18 protein-coding genes are annotated in these 22383 nt (G+C 72.3%); 3 read left to right on the forward strand and 15 right to left on the reverse strand.

Features of this window, described 5'->3' with window-relative positions; all coding sequences use genetic code 11:
* Nucleotides 1-37: 37 nt before the first annotated feature.
* From ACIOEW_RS13035 to ACIOEW_RS13050, 4 genes are all read right to left on the reverse strand, one after another.
* Nucleotides 38-1297: an MFS transporter gene (locus ACIOEW_RS13035; protein WP_401963644.1), complete on the reverse strand. Its 1260-nt coding sequence runs from the start codon at nt 1295-1297 to the stop codon at nt 38-40.
* Nucleotides 1298-1347: 50 nt separating this feature from the next.
* Nucleotides 1348-2106, reverse strand: coding sequence for a GntR family transcriptional regulator (locus ACIOEW_RS13040; RefSeq protein ID WP_401963646.1), 759 nt, complete (start codon nt 2104-2106; stop codon nt 1348-1350).
* Nucleotides 2107-2443: 337 nt separating this feature from the next.
* Nucleotides 2444-2947 carry a GNAT family N-acetyltransferase gene (locus tag ACIOEW_RS13045; RefSeq protein WP_401963648.1) on the reverse strand — a complete coding sequence of 168 codons (504 nt, stop codon included), beginning with the start codon at nt 2945-2947 and terminating at the stop codon, nt 2444-2446.
* Nucleotides 2948-2997: 50 nt separating this feature from the next.
* Complete coding sequence (locus tag ACIOEW_RS13050; RefSeq protein WP_401963650.1) at nt 2998-3543, reverse strand: GNAT family N-acetyltransferase; 546 nt, start codon at nt 3541-3543, stop codon at nt 2998-3000.
* A gap of 107 nt (nt 3544-3650) precedes the next feature.
* Here ACIOEW_RS13050 and ACIOEW_RS13055 point away from each other — a divergent pair, with 107 nt between their 5' ends.
* Nucleotides 3651-4226 (forward strand): hypothetical protein, encoded by a 576-nt coding sequence (locus tag ACIOEW_RS13055; RefSeq protein WP_401963652.1) that lies wholly within the window; start codon nt 3651-3653, stop codon nt 4224-4226.
* An 18-nt stretch (nt 4227-4244) separates the two neighbouring features.
* On the opposite strand, the gene ACIOEW_RS13060 is transcribed toward ACIOEW_RS13055, so the two are convergent.
* From ACIOEW_RS13060 to ACIOEW_RS13105, 10 genes are all read right to left on the reverse strand, one after another.
* The gene (locus ACIOEW_RS13060) at nt 4245-4826 is read right to left on the reverse strand and encodes a TetR/AcrR family transcriptional regulator (RefSeq protein WP_362543973.1); all 582 of its coding nucleotides are present in this window, start codon (nt 4824-4826) and stop codon (nt 4245-4247) included.
* Nucleotides 4814-5548, reverse strand: coding sequence for an enoyl-CoA hydratase family protein (locus ACIOEW_RS13065; RefSeq protein WP_401963654.1), 735 nt, complete (start codon nt 5546-5548; stop codon nt 4814-4816). The genes ACIOEW_RS13060 and ACIOEW_RS13065 overlap by 13 nt, the downstream gene beginning before the upstream one ends.
* The gene (locus tag ACIOEW_RS13070) at nt 5545-7119 is read right to left on the reverse strand and encodes a 4-coumarate--CoA ligase family protein (protein WP_401963892.1); all 1575 of its coding nucleotides are present in this window, start codon (nt 7117-7119) and stop codon (nt 5545-5547) included. The genes ACIOEW_RS13065 and ACIOEW_RS13070 overlap by 4 nt, the downstream gene beginning before the upstream one ends.
* A 197-nt stretch (nt 7120-7316) precedes the next feature.
* Complete coding sequence (locus ACIOEW_RS13075; RefSeq protein WP_401963656.1) at nt 7317-8477, reverse strand: acyl-CoA dehydrogenase family protein; 1161 nt, start codon at nt 8475-8477, stop codon at nt 7317-7319.
* Nucleotides 8474-10465, reverse strand: a complete 1992-nt coding sequence (locus ACIOEW_RS13080; protein WP_401963658.1) for an acetyl/propionyl/methylcrotonyl-CoA carboxylase subunit alpha — start codon at nt 10463-10465, stop codon at nt 8474-8476. Before ACIOEW_RS13080 ends, ACIOEW_RS13075 begins: the two co-directional genes overlap by 4 nt.
* Nucleotides 10466-10473: 8 nt before the next feature.
* Nucleotides 10474-12072 (reverse strand): acyl-CoA carboxylase subunit beta, encoded by a 1599-nt coding sequence (locus ACIOEW_RS13085; protein WP_401963660.1) that lies wholly within the window; start codon nt 12070-12072, stop codon nt 10474-10476.
* Nucleotides 12069-13790 carry an acyclic terpene utilization AtuA family protein gene (locus tag ACIOEW_RS13090; protein ID WP_401963662.1) on the reverse strand — a complete coding sequence of 574 codons (1722 nt, stop codon included), beginning with the start codon at nt 13788-13790 and terminating at the stop codon, nt 12069-12071. The genes ACIOEW_RS13085 and ACIOEW_RS13090 overlap by 4 nt, the downstream gene beginning before the upstream one ends.
* A complete protein-coding gene (locus ACIOEW_RS13095; protein ID WP_401963664.1) occupies nt 13787-14581 on the reverse strand; it encodes a TIGR03084 family metal-binding protein in 795 nt (264 codons plus the stop codon). Before ACIOEW_RS13095 ends, ACIOEW_RS13090 begins: the two co-directional genes overlap by 4 nt.
* A gap of 542 nt (nt 14582-15123) precedes the next feature.
* Nucleotides 15124-15648: a DinB family protein gene (locus tag ACIOEW_RS13100; protein WP_401963665.1), complete on the reverse strand. Its 525-nt coding sequence runs from the start codon at nt 15646-15648 to the stop codon at nt 15124-15126.
* Nucleotides 15649-15953: 305 nt separating this feature from the next.
* The gene (locus ACIOEW_RS13105) at nt 15954-16910 is read right to left on the reverse strand and encodes an EamA family transporter (protein ID WP_401963667.1); all 957 of its coding nucleotides are present in this window, start codon (nt 16908-16910) and stop codon (nt 15954-15956) included.
* 181 nt (nt 16911-17091) lie between these two features.
* Between ACIOEW_RS13105 and ACIOEW_RS13110 the strand changes: the two genes are divergently transcribed.
* Together ACIOEW_RS13110 and ACIOEW_RS13115 are read left to right on the forward strand one after the other, a co-directional pair.
* A complete protein-coding gene (locus ACIOEW_RS13110; RefSeq protein ID WP_401963894.1) occupies nt 17092-18021 on the forward strand; it encodes a LysR substrate-binding domain-containing protein in 930 nt (309 codons plus the stop codon).
* Nucleotides 18022-18096: 75 nt separating this feature from the next.
* The gene (locus ACIOEW_RS13115) at nt 18097-19248 is read left to right on the forward strand and encodes a serine hydrolase domain-containing protein (protein ID WP_401963669.1); all 1152 of its coding nucleotides are present in this window, start codon (nt 18097-18099) and stop codon (nt 19246-19248) included.
* Between the two features lie 127 nt (nt 19249-19375).
* On the opposite strand, the gene ACIOEW_RS13120 is transcribed toward ACIOEW_RS13115, so the two are convergent.
* A complete protein-coding gene (locus ACIOEW_RS13120; RefSeq protein WP_401963671.1) occupies nt 19376-22261 on the reverse strand; it encodes an FAD-binding and (Fe-S)-binding domain-containing protein in 2886 nt (961 codons plus the stop codon).
* Nucleotides 22262-22383 lie beyond the last annotated feature (122 nt).

Below are 22383 nucleotides of genomic sequence, written 5' to 3' on the forward strand. Positions count from 1 at the left end.
CGAGCGGGAGGTGGGGGAAGTTCCGCGCGGAGTGGCCTCAGTGGGCGGCCTCCGGGGCGGCCCCTGCGGGAATTCCACGCACGGTGCGCAGCGGTGAGAGGAGTGCGGGAAGGACGCTCAGCGTCATCCCGGCAGCACCGATCCACAACGTGCCTGCTGCTCCGAACACCGATCCCGACACTCCGCCCAGAATCCCGCCGAGAGGAATGCCGCCCCAGGACACGAAGCGAGTCGTCGCACTCATCCGACCCAGAAGCCGATCCGGTGTCATGGCCTGCTGAAAGCTTGATTGGGCCACGAAGCGGACGACTCCTCCCATCGAAAGGGCCGCGAGCCCGGCAGTGGCCACGTACACGCTCCAACCCGGTCGCGCCCACGGCATGAGAGCGGTCAGCGGGCAAGTGAGCAGTGACGCAAGCCAGATGACCCGGCCGTGCCCCATACGTTCGGAGATCGTCGTGGCCAGCAGCGCGCCCAGCAATGCACCGCACCCCATCCCCGAAAGGAGAAGCCCGATACCGAAGGGCTGGAGCCCCGCCTCCCGCTCCAGGAAGACCAGCAACATGCTTTGGTACATGACGAGAGAAAGGTTGAATATCGCGTCCCCGATCACTATGGCCCGCAAGACCGGGTGCTTCAGAACGAACTTCAGCCCCTCCCTCACCTCTCGACCCAATCGGTTACGGTCGCCGAGCTCCGGCTTCCTTTCGCGTTTGCGGATCGTGGCCGCGAGCAGCCCCGACATAGCCATGCCGGCCGAACTCACCACGAGCACCGCGGGAGCGCCGATCAGGCCGATCAGCGGCCCCGCCAACGCCGGGCCGCCGATACTGGTCACCGAGCGCACTGACGAAAGCTTCGCGTTTCCCTCCACAAGTTTTCCGCGTCCCACCAAGTGCGGGAGATAGCTGACGTACGCGACGTCGAAGAAGACGGTCAGCACTCCGTGGAGCAGAGCGACCATGCAGAGCCACTCGATGGCGAGAAGGCCCATCCACCATGCGATCGGTATCGTCACGAGGAGCAGCGCGCGTACGAGATCGGCGCCGATCATGACCGATCGCTTGCGCATACGGTCCACCCACGCCCCTGCCGGAAGCCCGATCAGGAGCGAGCCTGCCGTGGTCATCGCCGCCAGGAGACCGACCTGGAACTCGCCCGCGCCCAATGCCGAGATGGCCACCAGGGGCAGTGCCAGGAAGATGATGCGGTCACCCAGCTGACCGAGTGCAGTGGCGGCGAACAAGCGCCCGAAGTCCCGGTCTCCCAGGAGTCCGAGCCGGGACGTCGTTGACATGCGTATCCCCTGCCGTTGGAAATGAAGGGCACCCCTGGCCGTCCCCACGCCTACGGGCTCTCGACCCCGAACTCGTAGACCACCTCTCGACGCACGTCGGGAATGACCATGTCGGCGGTTTCCACCGGGCGTCCGTCGCTGTCGTAGATCGTGCGCTCGATCTGCAGCACGAGCTCGCCCACGCCGATCCCCAGCAGGTTCGCCTGTGCCTGGGTGGCCCGAGCCGCGCGCGGGATCTCGACCACGGTCGAGACGACCACGCCGATCGAACGCATCCGCTCGACCACTCCCTTTCCGGCCAGGGGCCCCGACTCGGGCAGCACGACCGCAGTTCCGTCCGTGAGGGCCAGCGGCTCCCAGGATTCGGAGAGCTGGACGGGCTGCCCCTCCGCGAGGAACTCGTAATGCGTGGTGACGCAGAGATCGCCCGGGCTGATGCCGAGCCGCTCGGCAATTTCCTCAGGAGCGGGGACGCGCACCCGGCTGTGCGAATCCCAGGCGTCGGCCCTGCCCTGCTGCCTCGCCTCCGTGGTGGATGCGGAGCCGTACCCGCGATCCCGGTGCCGCGAGCGAACCAGCCGCAGGCGCTGGCGCGGGATACGGACGTAGGTGCCCGAGCCGGCGCGTCCGTCCAGGAGACCGTCGGTAATCAAGCGGTCCATGGCCCTCTGTATGACGTTGCGCCCGACCGCGTACTCCTCGGCGAGCCGCACCCGGGACGGCAGGCGCTCGCCGACCTTCCACTCGTGAGCGAGAATGCGCGCGCGCAGGGCGTCGGCGACCGCGAGGTACGGGGCGTCTCGCGGCATACGTGAACCTCCGGTCGTTCTGCGGCGATTGGTGGCCTCCACGGGGCCGTTGGCAACCTACTTCACCTGGGAAAAGCTGCTGGAGTAGATATCGCCGAGGCGCCCCGAACCGACTCCGCGAGGCGTGATCGGCTCACCTCCGAAGCTCGAGGCTCGGGACCCGAACCCCGAGCTTCGAGAGGGTCCAGTCACTCGTTCGAGGGATGGTGGAGCAGCCTCGCCCCGGAGCTTGAGACCCGAGACACGAGCGCGACGTCACCGCACTCGTCGCCGGACTCCGCGACCTCCTCAAAGCTCCCTGAGGTGCCCCTCGGGCCCACCTCCGTCGCCACCCGCCTCACGGCAACAGGCGCGTCAGCCAGACCACTTCACCCTTGTCCTCCATGGAGACGTGGTCCCGCTCGAACCCGAGCTTCTCAAGGACACGGAACGACGGTGCGTTCCCTGCGTCGACGGTCGCCCCGAGCCGCTCCCGCCCGGTCGCCGCAGCGGCGTCGAGCACCGCACGGGCCGCCTCGGTGGCGTAGCCGTGGCCGTGTACCTGCCGGAACAGCTCGTACGCGATCTCGGGCTCCTCCAGGGTGGAGCGGCCGATGATCACGCCGCAGTAGCCGATGAAGTCACCCTCGTCACGGCGCTGGATGGGCAGCAGGGCGATCCCCGTCGTCTCCGTCGCGGTGAGCAGCTTCGCGATGAGTGTCCGGGTGTACTCGAGCGTGCTTGTCCCCTCGCCGCGTTCGGCGCGAAGGGCGCGGAGCTCAACGGCGTCCGACTCGGCCCACGGCCGCAGTATCAGCCGCTCGGTCTCCAGGTGGAACGACATCGCCTCGTACGTGCTCATGCCCCGCCCCTGCCCTCCACGGACCTTCGGAATCATGCACCCCGATCGCGTCAGGGACGGTTCAGCCCCCACGTCTGCAGGACGAACGGCCGCCCCTTCTCCTCCCCCTCGATCAGCGGCACATCGAGCAGGCGGAAGCCGGTCTTCGTGGCCACCGCGACGCTGGACGCGTTCTCGGCCTCCAGCTCCAGGATCACCTGCTCCACGCCCAGCTCCTCGAAGGCGTACGCGGCCATCACCCGCACCGCCCTCGTGGCCAGCCCCTGGCCGCGGTGGGCCGGGCCGACCGCGTAGCCGATCTCGTTGCCCTCGGGGGCGCGGCGCAGCATCACCTCGCCGAGCGGTGCGCCGCCGTCGGTGGTGATGGCGAGCAGGATGGTCGTGCCCTCCCGCCGCAGTTGCCTGGCCCTGTCCAGCCGCGTACGGGCTGCCGCGGCGTCGAAGGGCGAGACGATCGGTGTCCAGTGCGCGGTGTCGGGGTGGTCGAAGAGGTCCGGCATCGCGGCCAGGTCCGCCTCCGTCCAGTCGCGCAGGACGAGTCCTTCGCCCGCGAGTTCGACGTGGTCGGGGAAGGGGGGTGGAGTGCTGCCGCTCATGCTGCGGACCATATACGCGCAAGTCGCTGACACCAAGGCGATTCCTGGGACACACTCTGGCTCCGGACCATGACAGACCGGCCCTAACCAGGGAAAGGCGGCACCCCATGCTCGACGACATGCGGCAGTTACGGAAGGTCGTCCGAAGACGGGACGCGCTCAGATACGGGGGAATCGGCCTGCTCACGGTCGTCCTGGCGGCCTGCTCCAAGGACAAGGGCTCCCACGGATCACTGGAGGCACCGGGCGCGGCGGGTAAACCGGCCGCCAAGCCGACGGTCGCCGGGGCGGCGGTCGAGGCCTTCGTCAGCGGTACCTGGAAGCTCTCGTACTCCCCGCAGGGGCAGGTCAACGACGAGTATCAGCGGATAGAAGTCACCGGCCGCCGGTGGAGTCTGGACGGGGATGACGAGACGGGCTCCTTCGAGCTCTCCGGGAGCGGGCTGGTGGTCCAGGTCGACGGCCGGACCTCCGACAACGTATGGGCCGCGTCCGGCATGCCCGCCACGGTCGGCCAGAAGGCCGCGCTCACCCTCCAGTGGGGCCTTGACGAGGAGTCCGGCCCCGTCGACCCCGGCTCACCCGTGGACACCACACCCGCCCCGCTGCCCGTCGTCTGGGATGGCAGAACGCTCAGGATCCAGGCCGGGAACGGCCTGGTGATCACGGCCGTACGCGCCTGACGGCAGCGCGCCGCCCGCTCATCGGCCCAGCGCCTCGTCCAGCAACGCCGCCCACTGCGCCACGACCCTTCCCCGGCGCGCTGCGTCGTCCGTCAGGACGTTGGCGAGGCCCAGGCCGCGGGCCATGTCGAGAAGGCCCTGAACTGTTTCCCGTACACCGGGGCGGGTTTCGTCGGCGTGCAGGAGGCCGACGGCGATGTGGTGGGTCTCGCGGCCCACGCGGGCTTCGAGTTCGGTGACGCGGGGGCGGAGCTGCTCCTCGTTGGAGGCTGCGACCCAGAGCTGGAGTGCGGCGCGGAAGAGCGGGCCCGTGTAGAGGTCGACGAGGGCGGCGACGACGGCGGCCCGGTCCTGGCCGGGGACGGCGCGCAGGGCGGCGGAGCGTTCCTCGGCGACGTACTCGACGGCTGCGGTGAACAGGTCCTCGCGGGTGGGGAAGTGGTGCTGGGCGGCGCCGCGCGAGACCCCGGCGCGCATCGCGACGACGGAGACGGTGGAGCCTGCCCAGCCGTGTTCGGCGAGGCAGACGACCGCGGCTTCGAGGAGCTTCTGCCGGGTGGCACGGCTGCGGTCCTGCTTGGGTGGGGTCAGAGCCGCCATGCGGGATCCCGTCGTTCCAGGAAGGCCGTCATCCCCTCCCGTGCCTCGTCGGAGGCGAAGAGTGCCGCGGAGCGGGCGATGAGGTCTTCGGCGTACTGGTCGAAAGTCTCCCGCACAGTAGCCGTGACCAGCTCCTTCGATGCGGCCAGCCCCTGGGGCGAGGCCCTGCGCAGTCCGTCGAGTACCGGTACGAGCGCCTTGTCCACGTCCTCGGCGGCGATGGTGACGAGGCCGGTCCTGGCGGCCTCCGCCGCGTCGAAGCGTTCGCCGGTGAGGTAGTAGCGGGATGCCGCGCGAGGGTCCAGCCGGGGCAGCAGGGGCAGGGAGATGACGGCGGGAGCGAGGCCGAGGCGGGATTCGGTGAGGGCGAAGGAGGAGTCGGGGCCCGCCACCGAGATGTCGCAGGCCCCGAGCAGGCCGAGGCCGCCGGCCCGGACGTGCCCCGTGACGCGGGCGACGACCGGTTTCGGCAGGGTGACGATGCGTCGCATGAGGGCGACGAAGGCGTGCGGGTCGGCCGGTGCCCTGAGGTCGGCGCCCGCGCAGAACGTGTTGCCGGTGTGGGTGAGGACCACGGCCCGCACGGTGTCGTCCGCCGCGCACGCGTCGAGGGCTTCGGTCAGCCCGGCCACGAGCGATGCGCTCAGGGCGTTCCGGTTGGCCGGGGAGTCGAGCGCGAGGGTGGTGATGCCCCGGTCGTGGGTGGGTGGGGCGAGCGTCATTGCTGCTTCTCCCTGTCGCGCAGTTCGCGGCGCAGGATCTTGCCGGAGACGGCGCGCGGTACGGCGTCGACGAACTCGACGCGGCGGATCTTCTTGTACGGGGCGACGTGTGCGGCGACGTACGCCATGACGTCGTCGGCGGTGAGGTCCTGGGCGGCCGGCTGGCGTACGAGGAAGGCCTTCGGGATCTCGTTGCCGTCGGTGTCGTACACGCCGATGACCGCGGCGTCGGCGATCGACGCATGGGTGAGGAGGAGTGCTTCGAGTTCGGCGGGGGCGACCTGGTAGCCCTTGTACTTGATCAGTTCCTTGACCCGGTCGACGACGAAGAGCCAGCCGTCCGCGTCGACGCGCCCGATGTCGCCGGTGTGCACCCAGCCGTCACCGTCGATCATTTCGTCGGTGGCTTCGGGGCGGTTGAGGTAACCCTTCATCGTCTGGGGGCCGCGGATGAGGATCTCGCCGGCGGCGTCGATACCGAGGTCCGTCCCGGGGTCCTCGATGGACATGATCCGCATCTCGGTGCTCGGCAGCAGCTTTCCGACGGCCCCGGGCGGCGGGTTCTCTGCTTCGAGGGGCACGACGTGGGTGCCGGGCGAGAGTTCCGTCATGCCGTACGCCTGCCGTACGGGGGGCAGGCCGAGGCGGGCGGAGCAGGCGGCGGCGAGGTCGGCGTCCAGGGGGGCGGCGGCGCTGACGATGTACTCCAGCGAGGACAGGTCGTAGTCGCCGACGGCCGGGTGCTTGGCGAGGGCCAGGACGATCGGCGGGGCCACGTACAACCCGGCGATGCGGTGCTCCTGGATCACGCCGAGGAACTGGTCGAGGTCGAAGCGGGGCAGGACGACGACCGTGGCGCCGGAGCGCAGCGGGGCGTTCATCAGGGCGGTCAGCCCGTAGATGTGGAAGAAGGGGAGGACGGCGAGGATGCTGTGGCCGGCCCTCATCGGGATGAAGGGGCGCAGCTGCTCCAGGTTGGTGCCGATGGAACGGTGGGTGAGCATGACGCCCTTGGGGGCGCCGGTGGTCCCGGAGGAGTACGGGAGGGCGGCGATGTCCTCGGGGCCGAACTCGATCTCGGGTTCCGCGGCGGTGGAGCCCAGCATGTCGAGCACGGAGGTGTGGCCGTCGGCCTGGTCGCAGACGAAGATCTCCCGTACACCGCCGGCGAGTTCGGCCGCCTGCCGGGCGACATCGAGGAACAGGGACACGGTAACGATCCAGCGGGCGCCGCTGTCCCCCAGCTGTTTGGCGAACTCCTCGGCGGTGGCGAGCGGGTGCACGGTGGTGACGCAGGCTCCGGCGCGTGTGGCCCCGTAGAAGACGGCGGGGTAGGCGATCGTGTTGGGGCTGTGCAGGGCGAGGACGTCGCCCTTGCGCAGTCCCGCCTCGGCAAGGTGGGCGGCGATGCGGCGGTGGAAGGTGTCGAGCTGGGCGTACGTGACGGAGAGGCCGTTCGTGCCGTCGATCAGGGCGACGGTGTCACCGAGGGCCGCGGCCCCGCCGAGGACCGTCTCGTGGATGGGTGTTTCGAGGGGCGGGACGTCTTCGTACTCGCTGTGGAACACCATGGCGGTTCCCTTCGACGCGGGTACGGCCTGTCCGGCACCCCGCCCTGGGGCAGCGGGGTCGCCGGGCAGCCGTTCGGTGGTGGAGAGGGTCAGCATCGCCTCTGCCTGCGGGACTCGGGAAGACCCGGGACAGGCCTTGAGACAGGCCCTGGGGCAAGCCCCTGGGAAGGCCTCGGACGCCACCGCCCCTGGTCAGGTCAGTACGACTTGGGGAGGCCCAGAGACTGGTGGGACACATAGTTCAGGATCATTTCCCGGCTGACGGGCGCGATCCGCGCCACCCGGGACGCGGTGATCAGGGAGCCGAGGCCGTACTCGCGGGTCAGGCCGTTGCCGCCGAGGGTGTGCACCGCCTGGTCGACGGCCTTGACGCAGGCCTCTCCGGCGGCGTACTTCGCCATGTTGGCGGCCTCGCCCGCGCCGATGTCGTCCCCGTCGTCGTAGAGCCGGGCGGCCTTCTGCATCATCAGCCGGGCCAGTTCGAGCTCGATGTGGGCCTGGGCGAGGGGGTGGGCGATGGCCTGGTGGGCGCCGATGGGTTCCTTCCACACCTGGCGGGTCTTCGCGTACTCGACGGCGCGGCCGAGCGCGTAACGGCCCATGCCGATACCGAACGCGGCCGTCATGATGCGTTCGGGGTTCAGCCCGGCGAAGAGCTGGAGGAGGCCCGCGTCCTCATCGCCGACGAGGGCGTCGGCGGGGAGACGTACGTCGTCGAGGACGAGTTCGAACTGCTTCTCCGGCGCCTGGAGTTCCATGTCGATCTGCGACCGCTGGAAGCCGGGCGCCTCGCGCGGGACGATGAACAGGCAGGGTTTCAGCTTGCCGGACCGGGCGTCCTCGGTGCGGCCGACGATGAGCGTGGCATCGGCGATGTCGACGCCGGAGACGAAGACCTTGCGGCCGGTGAGCACCCAGTCCTCGCCGTCCCGGCGGGCGGTGGTGGTGATGCGGTGGGAGTTGGACCCGGCGTCGGGTTCGGTGATGCCGAAGGCCATGGTGAGGGTGCCGTCGGCGAGACCCGGCAGCCACTGCCCCTTCTGGGCCTCGGTGCCGAAGCGGGCTATGACAGTGCCGCAGATGGCCGGCGAGACGACCATCATCAGGAGCGGGGAGCCGGCGGCACCCAACTCCTCCAGGACGATGGAGAGTTCCGCCATGCCGCTGCCCCCGCCGCCGTACTCCTCGGGGAGGTTCACGCCGAGGTAGCCGAGCTTGGCGGCCTCGGCCCACAGTTCGCGGGGGTGGGAGCCGTCGCGGACGACGGAGGTCATGTAGTCGCGCCCGTACCGCTTCCCGAGGGCGGCGACGGCGGCGCGCAGGGCCTGGTGCTCTTCGGTTTCGAGGACGGTGCTCATGCGTTCTCCTCAGAGGCTGTGGACGCGGGGTCTGCGGGGTCTGCGGGCTCGGTGGGCTCGGTGACGACGGCGAGCAGGGCGCCGACCTCCACCTGGAGGCCGGGGGCGGCGTGCAGGGCGGTGAGGGTGCCGGCGGCGGGGGCGAGGATGCGGTGCTCCATCTTCATCGCCTCCAGCCAGATCAGCGGCTGCCCGGCCTCGACGGCGGCCCCTGCCGCGAGGCCGTCCGCGAGACGGACGACGGTGCCGGGCATCGGGGCGAGCAGGGAGCCGGGTTCGGTCCGTTCGGCGGGGTCGGTGAAGCGGGGCAGGGCGGTGAACGTGTACGCGCCGGTGGCGGTGTCCACGTACACCCTGTCGTCGCGGCGGTCGATCTCGAAGTGCCCTACGACACCGCCGCATTCGAGCGTGGCGCGGGAGCGGCCGGCGGAGACGACGCGGACGCCCTCCGTGCCGACGGCCAGTCCGTCGCGGGTGGGGCGGTAGGTGATCTCGTATGCGCGGCCGTCCGGTTCGCTGCGGTACCGCCGGAGCTGGGGCTGCGAGGGGAGGTTGCGCCAGGCACCGAAGCGCATGAACCCCCCTGCGGTCCTGAGCGTGGCGTTACGGGCCGCCTCGACGACGGCGGCGGCGGTCGCCGCCATCCGTACGGCCGCCTCGTCGGGTGCGGTGATCAGCGCCTCCAGGTGCCGGTCGTAGAAGCCGGTGTCGAGGCGGGCGGCCGCGAAGTCCGGGTGGCGCAGGGAGCGTACGAGCAGGTCACGGTTGGTGACGGGGCCGTGGATGCGGGCCCGTTCCAAGGCGCGGGCGAGGAGGCGTACGGCTCCGGCACGGGTGGGGGCGTGGGCGATGACCTTGGCGAGCATCGGGTCGTAGTGCACGCCGATGGTGTCTCCGCCGGTGTATCCGGTGTCCAGCCGCAGTCCGGGCTCGTCCGGCACATCGAGCGAGAGCAGCGCTCCGGTCTGCGGCTGCCAGTCACGGGCGGGGTCCTCGGCATAGAGCCGGGCCTCGACGGCGTGCCCGGCGGGCTGCGGGGGCGCGGGGGCAGGAAGGGGCTCGCCCTCCGCGGTCCGCAGTTGCAGGGCGACGAGGTCGAGGCCGAACACGGCCTCGGTGACGGGGTGCTCGACCTGGAGGCGGGTGTTCATCTCCAGGAAGTACGGCCGCCCGTCGGCGGCGACCAGGAATTCGACGGTGCCCGCGCCTCGGTAGCCGACGGCCCGTGCCGCGGCCGTGGCGGCATCGTGCAGCCGGTCGCGGAGCTCGTCGTCGAGGCGGGGCGCGGGGGCCTCCTCGATGACCTTCTGGTGGCGGCGCTGGAGCGAGCAGTCGCGGGTGCCGAGCGCCCAGACGCCGTCGTGCTCGTCGGCCATGACCTGGACCTCGACGTGCCGGCCGCGCTCCACGTACGGTTCGGCGAAGACCTCACCGTCCCCGAAGGCGGACAGCGCCTCGGCCGCCGCCGCGGTCAACTCGCCCGGAAGATCTCCGAGTTCCCGTACGATCCGCATGCCGCGCCCACCGCCTCCGGCAGCCGCCTTCAGCAGCAGCGGCAGGTCCTCGGCGGTGGCGGTGGTCGGGTCGACGGGGGCGAGCAACGGCACCCCGGCGGCAGCCATCAGCTCCTTGGCGCGGGTCTTGGACGCCATCAGCTCGATGGCCTTGACCGGCGGGCCCACCCAGAGGAGTCCGGCGTCCTGCACGGCGGCGGCGAAGCCGGCGTTCTCGGAGAGGAAGCCGTACCCGGGGTGGACTGCGTCGGCGCCCGCCGCGAGAGCGGCGGCCACGACGAGGTCGCCGCGCAGATACGTGTCGGAGGGCGCGGCGCCCGGAAGCCGTACGGCGGTGTCGGCCTCCCGTACGTGCAGGGCGTCGGCGTCCGCGTCGGAGTACACGGCGACGGTGGCGATGCCGAGCGCGCGGCATGTACGGAAGATCCGGCAGGCGATCTCGCCCCGGTTGGCGACGAGCAGAGTGCTGATCATGCGTACCCTCACATCCGGAAGACGCCGAAGCCGCCGCGGGCGCCCTCGACCGGTGCGGTGTGGATGGCGGACAGGCACATCCCGAGGACGGTCCTGGTGTCGCGCGGGTCGATGACCCCGTCGTCGTACAGCCGCCCGGACAGGAACATCGGCAGGGACTCGGACTCGATCTGCTGCTCCACCATGGCGCGCAGTCCGGCGTCCGCCTCGTCGTCGTACGGGTGTCCCTTCGCGGCGGCGGAGGCGCGGGCGACGATGGAGAGCACCCCGGCCAGCTGCTGCGGGCCCATGACGGCGGACTTGCTGCTGGGCCAGGCGAACAGGAAGCGCGGGTCGTAGGCCCGGCCGCACATGCCGTAGTGCCCGGCGCCGTAGGAGGCGCCCATGAGGACGGACAGGTGCGGCACCCTCGAGTTCGAGACCGCGTTGATCATCATCGCGCCGTGCTTGATGATGCCGCCCTGCTCGTACTCCTTGCCGACCATGTAGCCGGTGGTGTTGTGCAGGAAGAGCAGCGGGATGTCGCGCTGGTTGGCGAGCTGGATGAACTGGGCGGCCTTCTGCGACTCCTCGCTGAACAGCACACCCTGCGCGTTGGCGAGGATGCCGACGGGGTAGCCGTGCAGCCGCGCCCAGCCGGTGACCAGGCTGGTCCCGTAGAGCGGTTTGAACGCGTCGAAGTCCGAGCCGTCGACCAGCCGGGCGATGACCTCGCGCGGGTCGAAGGGCACCTTCAGGTCGCCGGGCACGATGCCGATCAGCTCGTCCTCGTCGTACTTGGGCGGCTCGGCGGGGCCCGGATCGGGGTGCGCCTTGCGCCAGTTGAGGCGGGCGACGATGCGGCGGGCCTGGCGCAGGGCGTCCTGCTCGTCGACGGCGAAGTGGTCGGCGAGGCCGGAGGTGCGCGCGTGCATCTCGGCGCCGCCGAGCGATTCGTCGTCGCTCTCCTCACCGGTGGCCATCTTCACCAGTGGGGGCCCGCCGAGGAAGACCTTCGACTGCTCCTTGATCATGACCGTGTGGTCGGACATGCCGGGGACGTACGCCCCGCCCGCGGTGGAGTTGCCGAAGACGACGGCCACGGTCGGGATGCCGGCGGCCGACAGCCGGGTGATGTCCCGGAAGAGCGCCCCGCCGGGGATGAAGATCTCCTTCTGCGAGGGCAGATCGGCGCCGCCCGACTCGACCAGGCTGATGCAGGGCAGCCGGTTGGCGAAGGCGATCTCATTGGCCCGCAGGGCCTTCTTCAGCGTCCAGGGGTTGGAGGCGCCGCCGCGTACGGTCGGGTCGTTGGCGGTGATCAGGCACTCCACGCCCTCCACCACCCCGATCCCCGTGACGAGCGAGGCGCCGACCGCGTAGTCACTGCCCCAGGCCGCCAGCGGCGACAGCTCCAGGAACGGGGTGTCCCGGTCGACGAGCAGCTCGATCCGCTCACGGGCCAGCAGCTTGCCGCGCCTGCGGTGCCGCTCGACGTACTTCTCGCCGCCGCCTCCGAGCGCCCCGGTGTGCGCGGCGTCCAGTTCGGCGAGCTTGTCGAGCATGGCGGCGCGGTGGGCCGCGTATTCGGGGCTCGCGGTGTCGAGCCCGGTGGGCAGGACGGTCATGCGTGCACCTCCGGTGCGTCGGCGCTCTCCTGCGGGCCCAGCAGGGCCACGGGTATCTCCAGCCGGCGGGAGCGCAGCCACTCCCCCACGGCCTTGGCCTGCGGGTCGAAGCGGTGCTGGGCGGCGACGCCTTCGCCGAGGAGCCCGTGGACGGTGAAGTTCAGGGCGCGCAGGTTCGGCAGGACGTGGCGTACGACGGTGAGGCCGGCGGTCTCCGGAAGCAGTTCCCGCAGCCGCTCGACGGTCAGCTCATGGGCCAGCCACCGCCAGGCCTCGTCGCTGCGGACCCACACCCCGATGTTGGCGTCACCGCCCTTGTCGCCGCTGCGGGCCCCCGCGACCAGCCCGAGGGGCGCGGTCCGGGTGGGGCCTGCGGCCAACGGCTCAGGCAGCGCGGGCTGTTCGGCATCCTCCAGGGCCCGCGTACGCGCGACGGGCTCCTGCGCCTCGCGCCGCCCGTCGGGGAGCACGGCCACATGGTCCACGTCCCCGGCCGGTACGTAACGGGCCTCGAACACCCCGTAGGGCGCGCCCTTTCCGGGTGGGGCGGTGACATGGAAGCCCGGGTAGCTGCCGAGGGCGAGCTCGACCGCGGCGCCGGAGAGCGCGCGCCCGACGACGTCTGGATCCTGGTCGCGCACGACGAGCCGGAGCAGGGCGCTCGCCGTCTCCTCGGTCGGGGCGTCGGCCCGGTCGGTGCGGACGAGCTCCCAGCGCACCTCGTCCGGCTGCCGCCCGGCCCGCGCGAAGGCGTCGGCGATCTGGTCGCGGACGAGCTGCGCCTTGGCCTCGATGTCGAGCCCGGTGAGGACGAGGACGACCTCGTTGCGCCAGCCGCCGAGCCGGGTGAGTCCGGCCTTGAGGGTGGGCGGCGGGGCCTCGCCGCGAACCCCGGAGATCCTGACCCGGTCGGGGCCGTCGGGGGTCAGCCGTACGGTGTCGAGCCGGGCGGTGACGTCGGGTCCCGCGTACCGGGCGCCGCCGGTCTCGTACAGCAACTGGGCGGTGACCGTGCCGACGTCGACGACGCCGCCGGTGCCGTCGTGCTTGGTGATGACGCTCGTCCCGTCGGCGTGGATCTCGGCGACGGGGAAGCCGGGGCGGCGGACGTCGTGGCCGCGGAAGAACGAGTAGTTCCCGCCGGTGGCCTGGGTGCCGCACTCCAGCACGTGCCCGGCGACGACGGCTCCGGCCAGCGCGTCGTGGTCCTCGGGTCCCCAGCCGAAGTGGGCGGCGGCGGGCCCGGTGACGAGGGCGGCGTCGGTGACCCGGCCGGTGACGACGACGTCGGCGCCGGCCCGCAGGCAGGCGGCGATGCCCGCCCCGCCGAGGTAGGCGTTGGCGGTGAGGTGTCCGTCGGGCACCGGAAGGCTGTCGCCCTCGACATGGGCGACGGCCACGGGCACGCCGACCTTCTCGGCCAACTCCCTCACGGCGTCAGCCAGTCCGGCCGGGTTGAGCCCGCCCGCATTGGTGACGATCTTCACCCCGCGCTCGCGGGCCAGCCCGAGCCCGTCCTCCAGCTGGCGCAAAAAGGTGGTGGCGTAGCCGCGCGCGGGGTCCTTGAGCCGGCTGCGGCCGAGGATGAGCATGGTCAGCTCGGCGAGATAGTCACCGGTGAGCACGTCGAGCGGGCCGCCGGTGAGCATCTCGCGCACGGCGTCGAAGCGGTCGCCGTAGAACCCGGAGGCGTTGCCGATGCGCAGCGGCTCGGTCATCGGCCCGCCTTCGGGGCACGCCCCGCCCCGGCGGGCCCGGCGAAGGCCTGCGCGATGCCGAGCCAGGTGTCGGCGTCGGCCCCCTCCGCCCGGACGGCCAGGTCGTCGCGGTGAGCGCGCTGGGTGACGAGCAGGCAGAAATCGCGCAGCGGACCGGTGACGCGCTGGGCGGCCCCCTCAGGGCCGTAGGCGATCAACTCACCGCCAGGCCCTTCCAGTTCCACCCGGAACTCCTCTCCGGGCGCCTGCATTCCCCGTACGAGGAACGCGTAGTCGCGGGCCCGGACCCCGATCCGCGCGACGTGCCGCAGCCGGGCGGTCGGGGCGCGGGTGACCCCGAGGGCGTCGGCGACGTCCTGCCCGTGGGCCCAGGTCTCCATGAGCCGCCCGGTCGCCATGGAGGCCACGCTCATCGGCGGCCCGTACCAGGGGAACCGGGTCCCGGCGGGCGCCGCCCGCAGCGCCTCCTGGAGCCGCTGCCGGCCGGTGCGCCAGCGCACGAGCAGGGCGTCGGGGGCGTACGCCGCGACGACCTCCTCGGCCGCACGGTCGACGAAGCCCTCGGGGTCCTTCATCGCCCTGGCGACCTCGTCTCCGAACCTCTCGGGCTCCGTGACGGAGAGGTGCGCGACCTCGTCGGTCCAGCTGAGATGGGCCACCTGATGGGCGACGGTCCACCCCGCGGCGGGTGTCGCGCCCGCCCATTGCGAGGCGCTCAACCCGGCGACGAGCAGGTCGAGTTCCTCGCTCTCGCTGCGCAGGTCGTCGAGCACGGCTGAGGCATCGGACACGGTGCGCTCCCCTCGGGGCGTGGCGGTGTGTCCCGGAGCCTGCCAGCGGAGCAGAAAACAATCAAGCGTGCTTGCATTGTTTTCTGCTCTTCTTCCGCCGGGGCCTGCGGCACGCGCGCGGCCGGCTCCGGAGCGTGGGCCGGAGCAATGGGCCGGGGTGGGGCCGGAGCGTGGGGCCGGGGTCCGAGAAGACGGGTGCCGTGACGAACGGGCCGTTACCGACCGGGCGTTACCGAAGGGGCGCTACGAGCTCACGGACCGGCGCCGGCCGCCGGTGTGGTGGGTGTGGCGTGGACGCCCCACGGCCGTTCGCCGCCCCGCGCGGTGGCGGTGAGGGTGCGAGGGCGCTCTCGCGCCTCGGGCTCGCCGGGCGCACGGTCCGGACCCGGAAGGCCCGGGCGGAATCGGCCGACGCCCCCGCCCGGACCCGGAAGGTCGGCCGTACTGAGCCTGTGCGGCCCCGGGAGGCCTGGGCGGAATCGGCCCACACCCCCGCCCGCCCCGGAAGGTCGGCCGTCCTGAGCCCGCCCGACCCCGGAGGATCAGCCGTCCTGACCTTGTGTGGCCGCCTCCTTCATCTTGAGCGTGGTGCTGGCGCCGTCCAGTGCCTCGCGGATGATGTCGGCGTGGCCGCTGTGGTGGGCGATCTCGCGGAAGATGTGCCACAGGACGCGGCGGACCGTCCACAGGACGGGCTCCGGGGGCGACCACGGGTAGGCCGGCAGGGTGACCTCACGGTCGAGGTCCGCCTCCTCGCGCACCGTACGGTCGAACGCGGCCGCCGCGGCGTGGAAGGCCTCCAGCAGTTCGGGCAGCTTCTCGGAGTCGGTCATCCGTTGGCCGTCGGGGTCGAGGTCAGCCCAGTCGACCTTGGCCGGGGCGGTGCCCTCGATCACGTCCAGCCAGCTGCGCTGCACGAGCCCGAGGTGCTTCAGCAGACCGCCGAGCGTCAGCTCGCTGACGGTCGTGCGGGTGCGTGCCTGGGTGTCGTCGAGATTCGCGACGGTGTAGAGAAAATTGGTGCGCTGGTCGGTCACGAGCGCCAGCAGGTCGTCGCGTTCCGGCATGTTTTCCTCCCGGTCGGATATCGCGACCACCCTAAGATCCAATGTCCGGGTACGCAGGCGGAACAGGCGCATTGCCCGCGTGGCGCCGCAAGGACCGGGCGCTCTGGCGGCCGGGCCCGGGACCGGCCCCTGGGGAAGAGCCGGTCCCGGTCGGTGTGGGGGGGTGGTTCGGTGTGTGCGGGTAGACCCGCTGGATTCATGTACACGACAACGCTTCCCCAAACACCCGGCGCGGAGATCCAGGGCTCAACGCCCCGGACCGCACCGCCCTGTTCACCCGCCCCCCACCCCCCGGCCGGGCGGCTTCACCGCTTCCCTGCGCCCCGCACCTGACTGCGCACCGCGCCCATGCTCGCGCCGATGACGAGCGCGATGGCCAGGGCGTCCGTCGTGGAGAGGGCCTGGTCCAGGATGAGGAAGCCGGCCGTGGCCGCGATCGCGGGTTCCAGGCTCATCAGGATCGCGAAGGTGGGTGCGGGCAGCCGGCGCAGCGCCATGAGTTCGAGCGTGTACGGAAGGACCGAGCTCAGCAGCGCGACCGCGGCGCCGAGGCCGAGCGTGGAGGGGACCAGGAGTTTCGAGCCCGACTCCATGATGCCGAGCGGCAGCGAGAGGACGGCCGCCACCACCATCGCCAGGGCCAGCCCGTCGGCCTGCGGGAAGCGGCGGCCGGTGCGGGCACTGAAGACGATGTACGCCGCCCACATGACACCCGCCCCGAGCGCGTACGCCGCACCCACGGGGTCGAGCCGGTCGAGACCCCCGCCGCTCAGCAGGAGCACGCCGCCCAGCGCGAGGGCGGCCCAGACCACGTTGACGAGACGGCGCGAGGCGAACACCGAGAGAGCGAGCGGGCCCAGCACCTCCAGGGTCACGGCGGCACCCAGCGGGATGCGGTCGGCAGCCTGGTAGAAGAGCGTGTTCATACCGCCCATCGCGACGCCGAAGGCCACCACCGTGCCCCAGTCGGCGCGCGAGTGACCGCGCAGCTTCGGGCGGCAGACGACGAGCAGGACGAGGGCGGCGGCGGCAAGACGCAGCGTGACGACGCCGAGGGCTCCGGCCTTCGGCATGAGCAGCACCGCGACCGCCGAACCGAACTGGACGGAGAGCCCGCCGGCCACCACCAGTGCGACCGGGGCGAGCGCCGCCCTGCGCCCTCCGGCACGGCCCTGCGTGCCGCGCTCACCGAGCGCGGTGACCGCCTCGGGGACGGCAACGGCGGCTGCGGCCGGTTCTGTGACGGCGCCCTGGTCGTTCACCTGTGGCCTGACTTTCTGACGTTTCGCGCGTACGGATCACGAGAAGCAATAGTGCAACACAGTGCACTATCAGATTGAAGATACTGCACTCGACTCGTGCAGTACATCTCTCCACCGTAGGGACCTGCGCGCGGCGTGTGAAATGCGCATTGCGCTCCCGTTATGCTTCCCGCGCATGAGCATGGGACAGGGCACGGGCGACGGTCCGGACAAGAACGCGGGCAGGAACACCGGGACCGCCGGCCGCGGCATCGAGATCCGCCACCTGCGGGCTTTCCTCGCCGTCGCCGACGAGTCCAGCATCACCCGGGCCGCCTCCCGGCTCCGGCTCACCCAGCCCGCCGTGTCCCGGACCCTGGCCGCCCTGGAGCACCACCTCGGCGTCCTCCTCGTCGACCGCTCCACCCACCACCTCGCCCTCACCGCCGAGGGCGTCGTCTTCCGCGACAAGGCCGCCGCCGCGGTCGCCGCGTTCGACGAGGCGCTCGACTCCGGCGGACTGCGCCGGTGGCCGTTGCGGCTGGGGCACGCCTGGTCGGCGTTCGGCCGGTACACCACCCCGCTGCTCCGCGACTGGGAGGAGCGCTATCCGCAGACCCCGCTGGAACTCCGCCGGATCGACGACCGCACCGCCGGGCTGACCCGCGGCGAGGTCGATGCCGCACTGCTGCGCGGCCCCGTCGAGGCGCCCGGTCTGGTCACGGAGGTGTTGTACGAGGAGGAGCGGGTGGCCGCCGTGGCGGCGGACGGCCCCCTCGCCTCCCGCGCCACGCTCCGGCTCGCCGACCTGGCGACCGGCACCGTCGTCCTGAACACCGTCTCCGGCACCACCACCCCCGAACTGTGGCCGCCGTCCGCCCGCCCCGCGGCCACCCTGACCGTGGCCAACACCGACGACTGGCTGACCGCCATCGCGGCGGGGCGCGGCACCGGCGTCTCGGCCGCCTCCACGGCCGGCATGCACCCGCACGCCGGGGTCGCCTACCGGCCGCTCGTGGACGCCCCGACCGTCCCGGTGCTGCTCGCCCGCCGCGACGCCCCCGGCCACCCGGCCCTGGCCGATCTCGCCGCGCTGGCCCGCGAGATCGTGGCGCGAGACGATGCGCGATGAGGGAATTTACGCGTACGGACGCGCAGTTGGGGCCCTGTGGGAGGCGCGAGGGGCGCGCCGGCCATAGGGGGCACCATGTCGGACCAGAGCGCAGTAAACGTCACCGTGCACGGCACCGTGGCAGCCGGTTTCGAGGCGGTGCGGGACGAGTTCGCCGCCGTACTCACCGAGGAGCACAACGAGCCGGGCGCACAGCTCGCCGTGTACCGGGACGGCCGGCCGGTCGTCGACCTCTGGGCGGGTGACGGGATCGACGGCGACTCGCTGCCCGCCGTCTTCTCGTCCACCAAGGGTGCGGCCCACCTGGTCGTCGCCCTGCTCGTGCAGGACGGCACCCTCGACCTGGACCGCACGGTCGCCTCGTACTGGCCGGAGTTCGCGGCCGAGGGCAAGGGCGCGCTGACCCTACGGGAGCTGTTGGGCCACCGCGCCGGGCTGGTCGGCGTCGAGGGCGGCTTCTCCGAGGCGGAACTGGCCGACGACCGGATGCTCGCCGCCCGGTTGGCCGAGCGGGCCCCGTTCTGGGAGCCGGGCAAGGAGTACGGCTACCACGCGCTCGTGATCGGCGCGCTCACCGGTGAGGTGGTGCGGCGGGCCACCGGGCGTTCGATCCAGGAGCTGTTCGAGGAGCGCGTCCGCGTGCCGTACGGCCTGGATCTCTACCTGGGGCAGCCCGCCGGGCTCGAACCGCGATACGTCCCCATCCGGCCCATGAACCCGACGCCGGAGCAGAAGGCGGAGCTCGCCGCCCGCCCGTTCGACCCGCAGGGTCTGCAGGCGATGGCCTTCAACGTGCCGACCGACCTGGTCGCGTGGATCAACACCCCGTCCGCACGGGCGCTCGGCCCGGCCTCGGTGGGCGGTGTCGGCTCGGCGCGCGCCCTGGCCGGGATGTACGCGGCCACGCTGTCGGAGTTCGCGGGCCGGCCCGCTCTGCTCAAGCCGGAGACCCGCGCCGAGTTCGCCGGCCTCGGGCTGGCCGGAACCGACCGGGTGACCCTGGAGACGGACCACTTCGGCCTCGGCTTCGAGCGCCCGCAGATGGTCTACCCGGCCCTGGGCGTGGACGCCTACGGCCACTGCGGCGCGGCGGGCTCGCAGGCGTTCGCGGACCCGGCGAGCGGGATCGCGTACGGCTACACGCGCCGCCGCTTCGCGTTCCCCGGCGGGGCGGCCCCGGAGAACACCCGGCTGGTCGCCGCGGTGCTGGGGGCCGCGCGGGGCTGACCGGTGCCGTCCAGGGGTGATCGGACGGGGCTGAGCGTCCCCGTCCGATCACCCCCGAACGCTTGACGGCACCCGAGGCGGGCGCCTGTTCCGGCGCACCCCAACGGCCCGGCCGGGGATCCGTCGATCACTCCTCCGCCAGCCCTTCCGCCAGCACCTCCGCCAGGTGCCGCGCCCGTACACCCCCCACCTGGCCCAGCTGCGTCCGGCAGGAGAACCCGTCCGCCATGATCTCCGTGCCCGGCGCCGCCTCCCGGACCGCCGGCAGCAGCTGGTCCTCCGCGCAGGCCACCGACACCTCCCAGTGGCCGCGCTCGAAGCCGAAGTTGCCGGCCAGGCCGCAGCAGCCGCCCGCCAACTCGCCCTTCAGCCCAGCTCGTTCGCGCAGCCGTCGGTCCGCGTCGTCGCCCAGGACCGCGTGCTGGTGGCAGTGCGTCTGGCCGGTGACCGGGCGGTCCAGGCGCGGGGGCCGCCAGTCGGGGGCGTACTTCTCCAGGTACTGGGCCAGGGTGTGGACGGAGGCGGCCAGTCCGGCCGCCCGCGGGTCGTCGGGGAGGAGTTCCGGGAGGTCCGTGCGGAGCGTCGCCGCGCAGCTCGGTTCGAGGACGACCAGGGGGTCGCCCAGTGAGGTGCCCATCCTGTCCAGGGTGCGGCGCATCACCCTGCGGGCCTTGTCCAGCTGACCCGTCGACACGTAGGTGAGGCCGCAGCACAGCCCGCTCCCGGGGACCAGCGTGGTACGGCCGGCCGCCTCCAGGACCCGGACCGCCGCCCGGCCCACCTCGGGCGAGAGATGGTCGGTGAAGGTGTCCGGCCAGAGGACGACCGCCTGGTCGTTCGAGAGGATCACCGCCCCCTTGCCCCACCGCCGCCCGAGCCACCGGGTGAACGTCTCACGCGCCAGCACCGGGATCGTGCGCTCCGGCGCGATGCCTGCCAGCCGCTTGGCCAGGGCCGCGAGCGGCCGCACCCGGGCCAGTGCGTTCAGCGGGCCCGCGAAGGGGGACGCCAGGCGCAGCCACGTCGGCAGCCGTCCCATCGCGTAGTGCGCGGCGGGGCGCAGCCGTCGGCGGTAGTGGTGGTGCAGGAACTCCGCCTTGTACGTGGCCATGTCGACGCCCACCGGGCAGTCGCTGCGGCAGCCCTTGCAGGACAGGCACAGGTCGAGTGCGTCCCGTACCTCCGTGGAGCGCCAGCCGTCCGTGATCACTCCGCCCGCGGCGCCGGCCAGCATCTCGTGGAGCAGCCGGGCCCGGCCGCGTGTGGAGTGGGCCTCCTCGCCGGTCGCCCGGAAGGAGGGGCACATCACGGACGGGCCGGAGGCCTTCTCCGTACGGCACTTGGCGACCCCGACGCACCTGCGCACCGCCGCGGAGAAGTCGCCGCCGTCGTGCGGGTAGCCGAAGGCGACGTCGACCGGCTTCCGTGGCAGGACGTCGAAGCGGAGGTTCTCGTCGAGGCGGGCCGGGCGGGTGAGGATGCCCGGGTTCATGCCGCCGTCGGGGTCCCAGAGGTCCTTGAACCGGCCGAAGAGGGCGACGAGTTCGTCCCCGTACATCCGGGGCAGCAGCTCGGCGCGTGCCTGGCCGTCGCCGTGTTCGCCGGACAGGGAGCCGCCGTGGGCGACGACGAGCGAGGCCATCTCCTCGGAGAAGCGGCGGAATCGGGCCACGCCGCCGGCGGTCAGCAGGTCGAAGTCGATGCGGACGTGGATGCAGCCGTCGCCGAAGTGGCCGTACGGCGTGCCGCGCAGCCCGTGTTCGGCGAGCAGGGCGCGGAAGTCGCGGAGGTAGGGGCCGAGCCGTGCGGGTGGCACGGCGCAGTCCTCCCAGCCGGGCCAGGCCTCACTGCTGCCCCCGGAGACTCCGTCCTGGGGGCCCCACATCCGGGTCGCCGTTCCCGCGGCGTCCTCGCGGATCCGCCACAGGGCCCGCTGTCCGGCCGGGTCGGTGACGACGGCGGCGTCCACCGCGTCCGCTGAGGCGGCGCGCACGATCCGCTCGGCGTGCGCCCGTGCCTCGGCCGGGGTGGCGCCACCCGTCTCGGCGAAGAGCCAGGCGGCGCCGCGGGGCAGTCCGGCCGGTTCGCGTACGAGGTCGGCGGCCATGCCCTCGACGGTGAGCGGGTGGTGCGGCAGGAGGCCGGCGGCGGCCTCGGCGGCCGCGGACTCGTCGGCGTAGCCGAGGACGGCGAGCGCGCGGGCCGCGGGCGCCTCGACGAGCCGGAGCGTCGCCTCCGTCACCACGCCGAGCGTGCCTTCGCTGCCGCAGAACGCGCGGGCGTGGTCGGGGCCGTTCTCGGGCAGCAGGGCGTCCAGGGCGTATCCGGAGATGCGGCGGGGGAGTTCGGGGAATCCGGTGCGCAGGAGGGCGAGGTGGGAGGCGACCAGTTCGCGGAGTCCGGCGGGGCCTTCGGCGCCCCGTTCCAGGCGCAGGGTGTCGCCGCCGTAGCGGGCGACGGTCAGGGCGTGGACGTTGTCGGCGGTGGTGCCCCAGGCGACCGAGTGGGAGCCGCAGGAGTTGTTGCCGATCATGCCGCCGATGGTGCAGCGGCTGTGCGTGGAGGGGTCCGGGCCGAAGGTCAGCCCGTGCGGAGCGGCGGCCGCCCGCAGGTCGTCCAGGACGACGCCCGGCTGGACCACGGCGGTACGGGAGCCGGCGTCCAGTTCCGCGATGCCCCGCAGATGGCGGGTGAGGTCGAGGACGACGCCGGTGCCGGTGGCCTGCCCGGCGATGGACGTACCGCCGCCGCGTGGGACGACGGGCACCTGGTGCGCCCGGCAGACGGCGAGCACGGCGGCGATGTCGTCGGCGTCGCGCGGGGCGACGACACCGAGCGGCACCCGGCGGTAGTTGGAGGCGTCCATCGTCGTCAGGGCCCGCGCGGTGGCGTCGAACGCGACCTCGCCCCTTACGGACGCGCGCAGTTCGCGGACGAGCACGGTGGGGTCGCCGCCGCTCTCCGAAGCGCTGCCGCTCGGAGCCTTGCCGTTCGGAGCCTTGCCAATTGCCATCCGGCCAGGATGCCGTCGGCCCGGCCGCCCCGCCGGAGGCGCCGCGCTCTTCCGCCGACTACATCAAGCCGATTGCGTCAATACGTCGGAATATGCCGGGCTCACGAACACAAACGGAACAG

Source organism: Streptomyces sp. NPDC087901 (assembly GCF_044742205.1).
GTDB lineage: Bacteria > Actinomycetota > Actinomycetes > Streptomycetales > Streptomycetaceae > Streptomyces.

Coding starts and splice junctions, on each gene's coding strand:
- ACIOEW_RS13035 (WP_401963644.1), bottom strand. CDS start 1,297: ATGTCAACGACGTCCCGGCTCGGACTCCTGGGAGACCGGGACTTCGGG.
- ACIOEW_RS13040 (WP_401963646.1), bottom strand. CDS start 2,106: ATGCCGCGAGACGCCCCGTACCTCGCGGTCGCCGACGCCCTGCGCGCG.
- ACIOEW_RS13045 (WP_401963648.1), bottom strand. CDS start 2,947: ATGAGCACGTACGAGGCGATGTCGTTCCACCTGGAGACCGAGCGGCTG.
- ACIOEW_RS13050 (WP_401963650.1), bottom strand. CDS start 3,543: ATGAGCGGCAGCACTCCACCCCCCTTCCCCGACCACGTCGAACTCGCG.
- ACIOEW_RS13055 (WP_401963652.1), top strand. CDS start 3,651: ATGCTCGACGACATGCGGCAGTTACGGAAGGTCGTCCGAAGACGGGAC.
- ACIOEW_RS13060 (WP_362543973.1), bottom strand. CDS start 4,826: ATGGCGGCTCTGACCCCACCCAAGCAGGACCGCAGCCGTGCCACCCGG.
- ACIOEW_RS13065 (WP_401963654.1), bottom strand. CDS start 5,548: ATGACGCTCGCCCCACCCACCCACGACCGGGGCATCACCACCCTCGCG.
- ACIOEW_RS13070 (WP_401963892.1), bottom strand. CDS start 7,119: ATGGTGTTCCACAGCGAGTACGAAGACGTCCCGCCCCTCGAAACACCC.
- ACIOEW_RS13075 (WP_401963656.1), bottom strand. CDS start 8,477: ATGAGCACCGTCCTCGAAACCGAAGAGCACCAGGCCCTGCGCGCCGCC.
- ACIOEW_RS13080 (WP_401963658.1), bottom strand. CDS start 10,465: ATGATCAGCACTCTGCTCGTCGCCAACCGGGGCGAGATCGCCTGCCGG.
- ACIOEW_RS13085 (WP_401963660.1), bottom strand. CDS start 12,072: ATGACCGTCCTGCCCACCGGGCTCGACACCGCGAGCCCCGAATACGCG.
- ACIOEW_RS13090 (WP_401963662.1), bottom strand. CDS start 13,790: ATGACCGAGCCGCTGCGCATCGGCAACGCCTCCGGGTTCTACGGCGAC.
- ACIOEW_RS13100 (WP_401963665.1), bottom strand. CDS start 15,648: ATGCCGGAACGCGACGACCTGCTGGCGCTCGTGACCGACCAGCGCACC.
- ACIOEW_RS13110 (WP_401963894.1), top strand. CDS start 17,092: ATGGGACAGGGCACGGGCGACGGTCCGGACAAGAACGCGGGCAGGAAC.
- ACIOEW_RS13115 (WP_401963669.1), top strand. CDS start 18,097: ATGTCGGACCAGAGCGCAGTAAACGTCACCGTGCACGGCACCGTGGCA.
- ACIOEW_RS13120 (WP_401963671.1), bottom strand. CDS start 22,261: ATGGCAATTGGCAAGGCTCCGAACGGCAAGGCTCCGAGCGGCAGCGCT.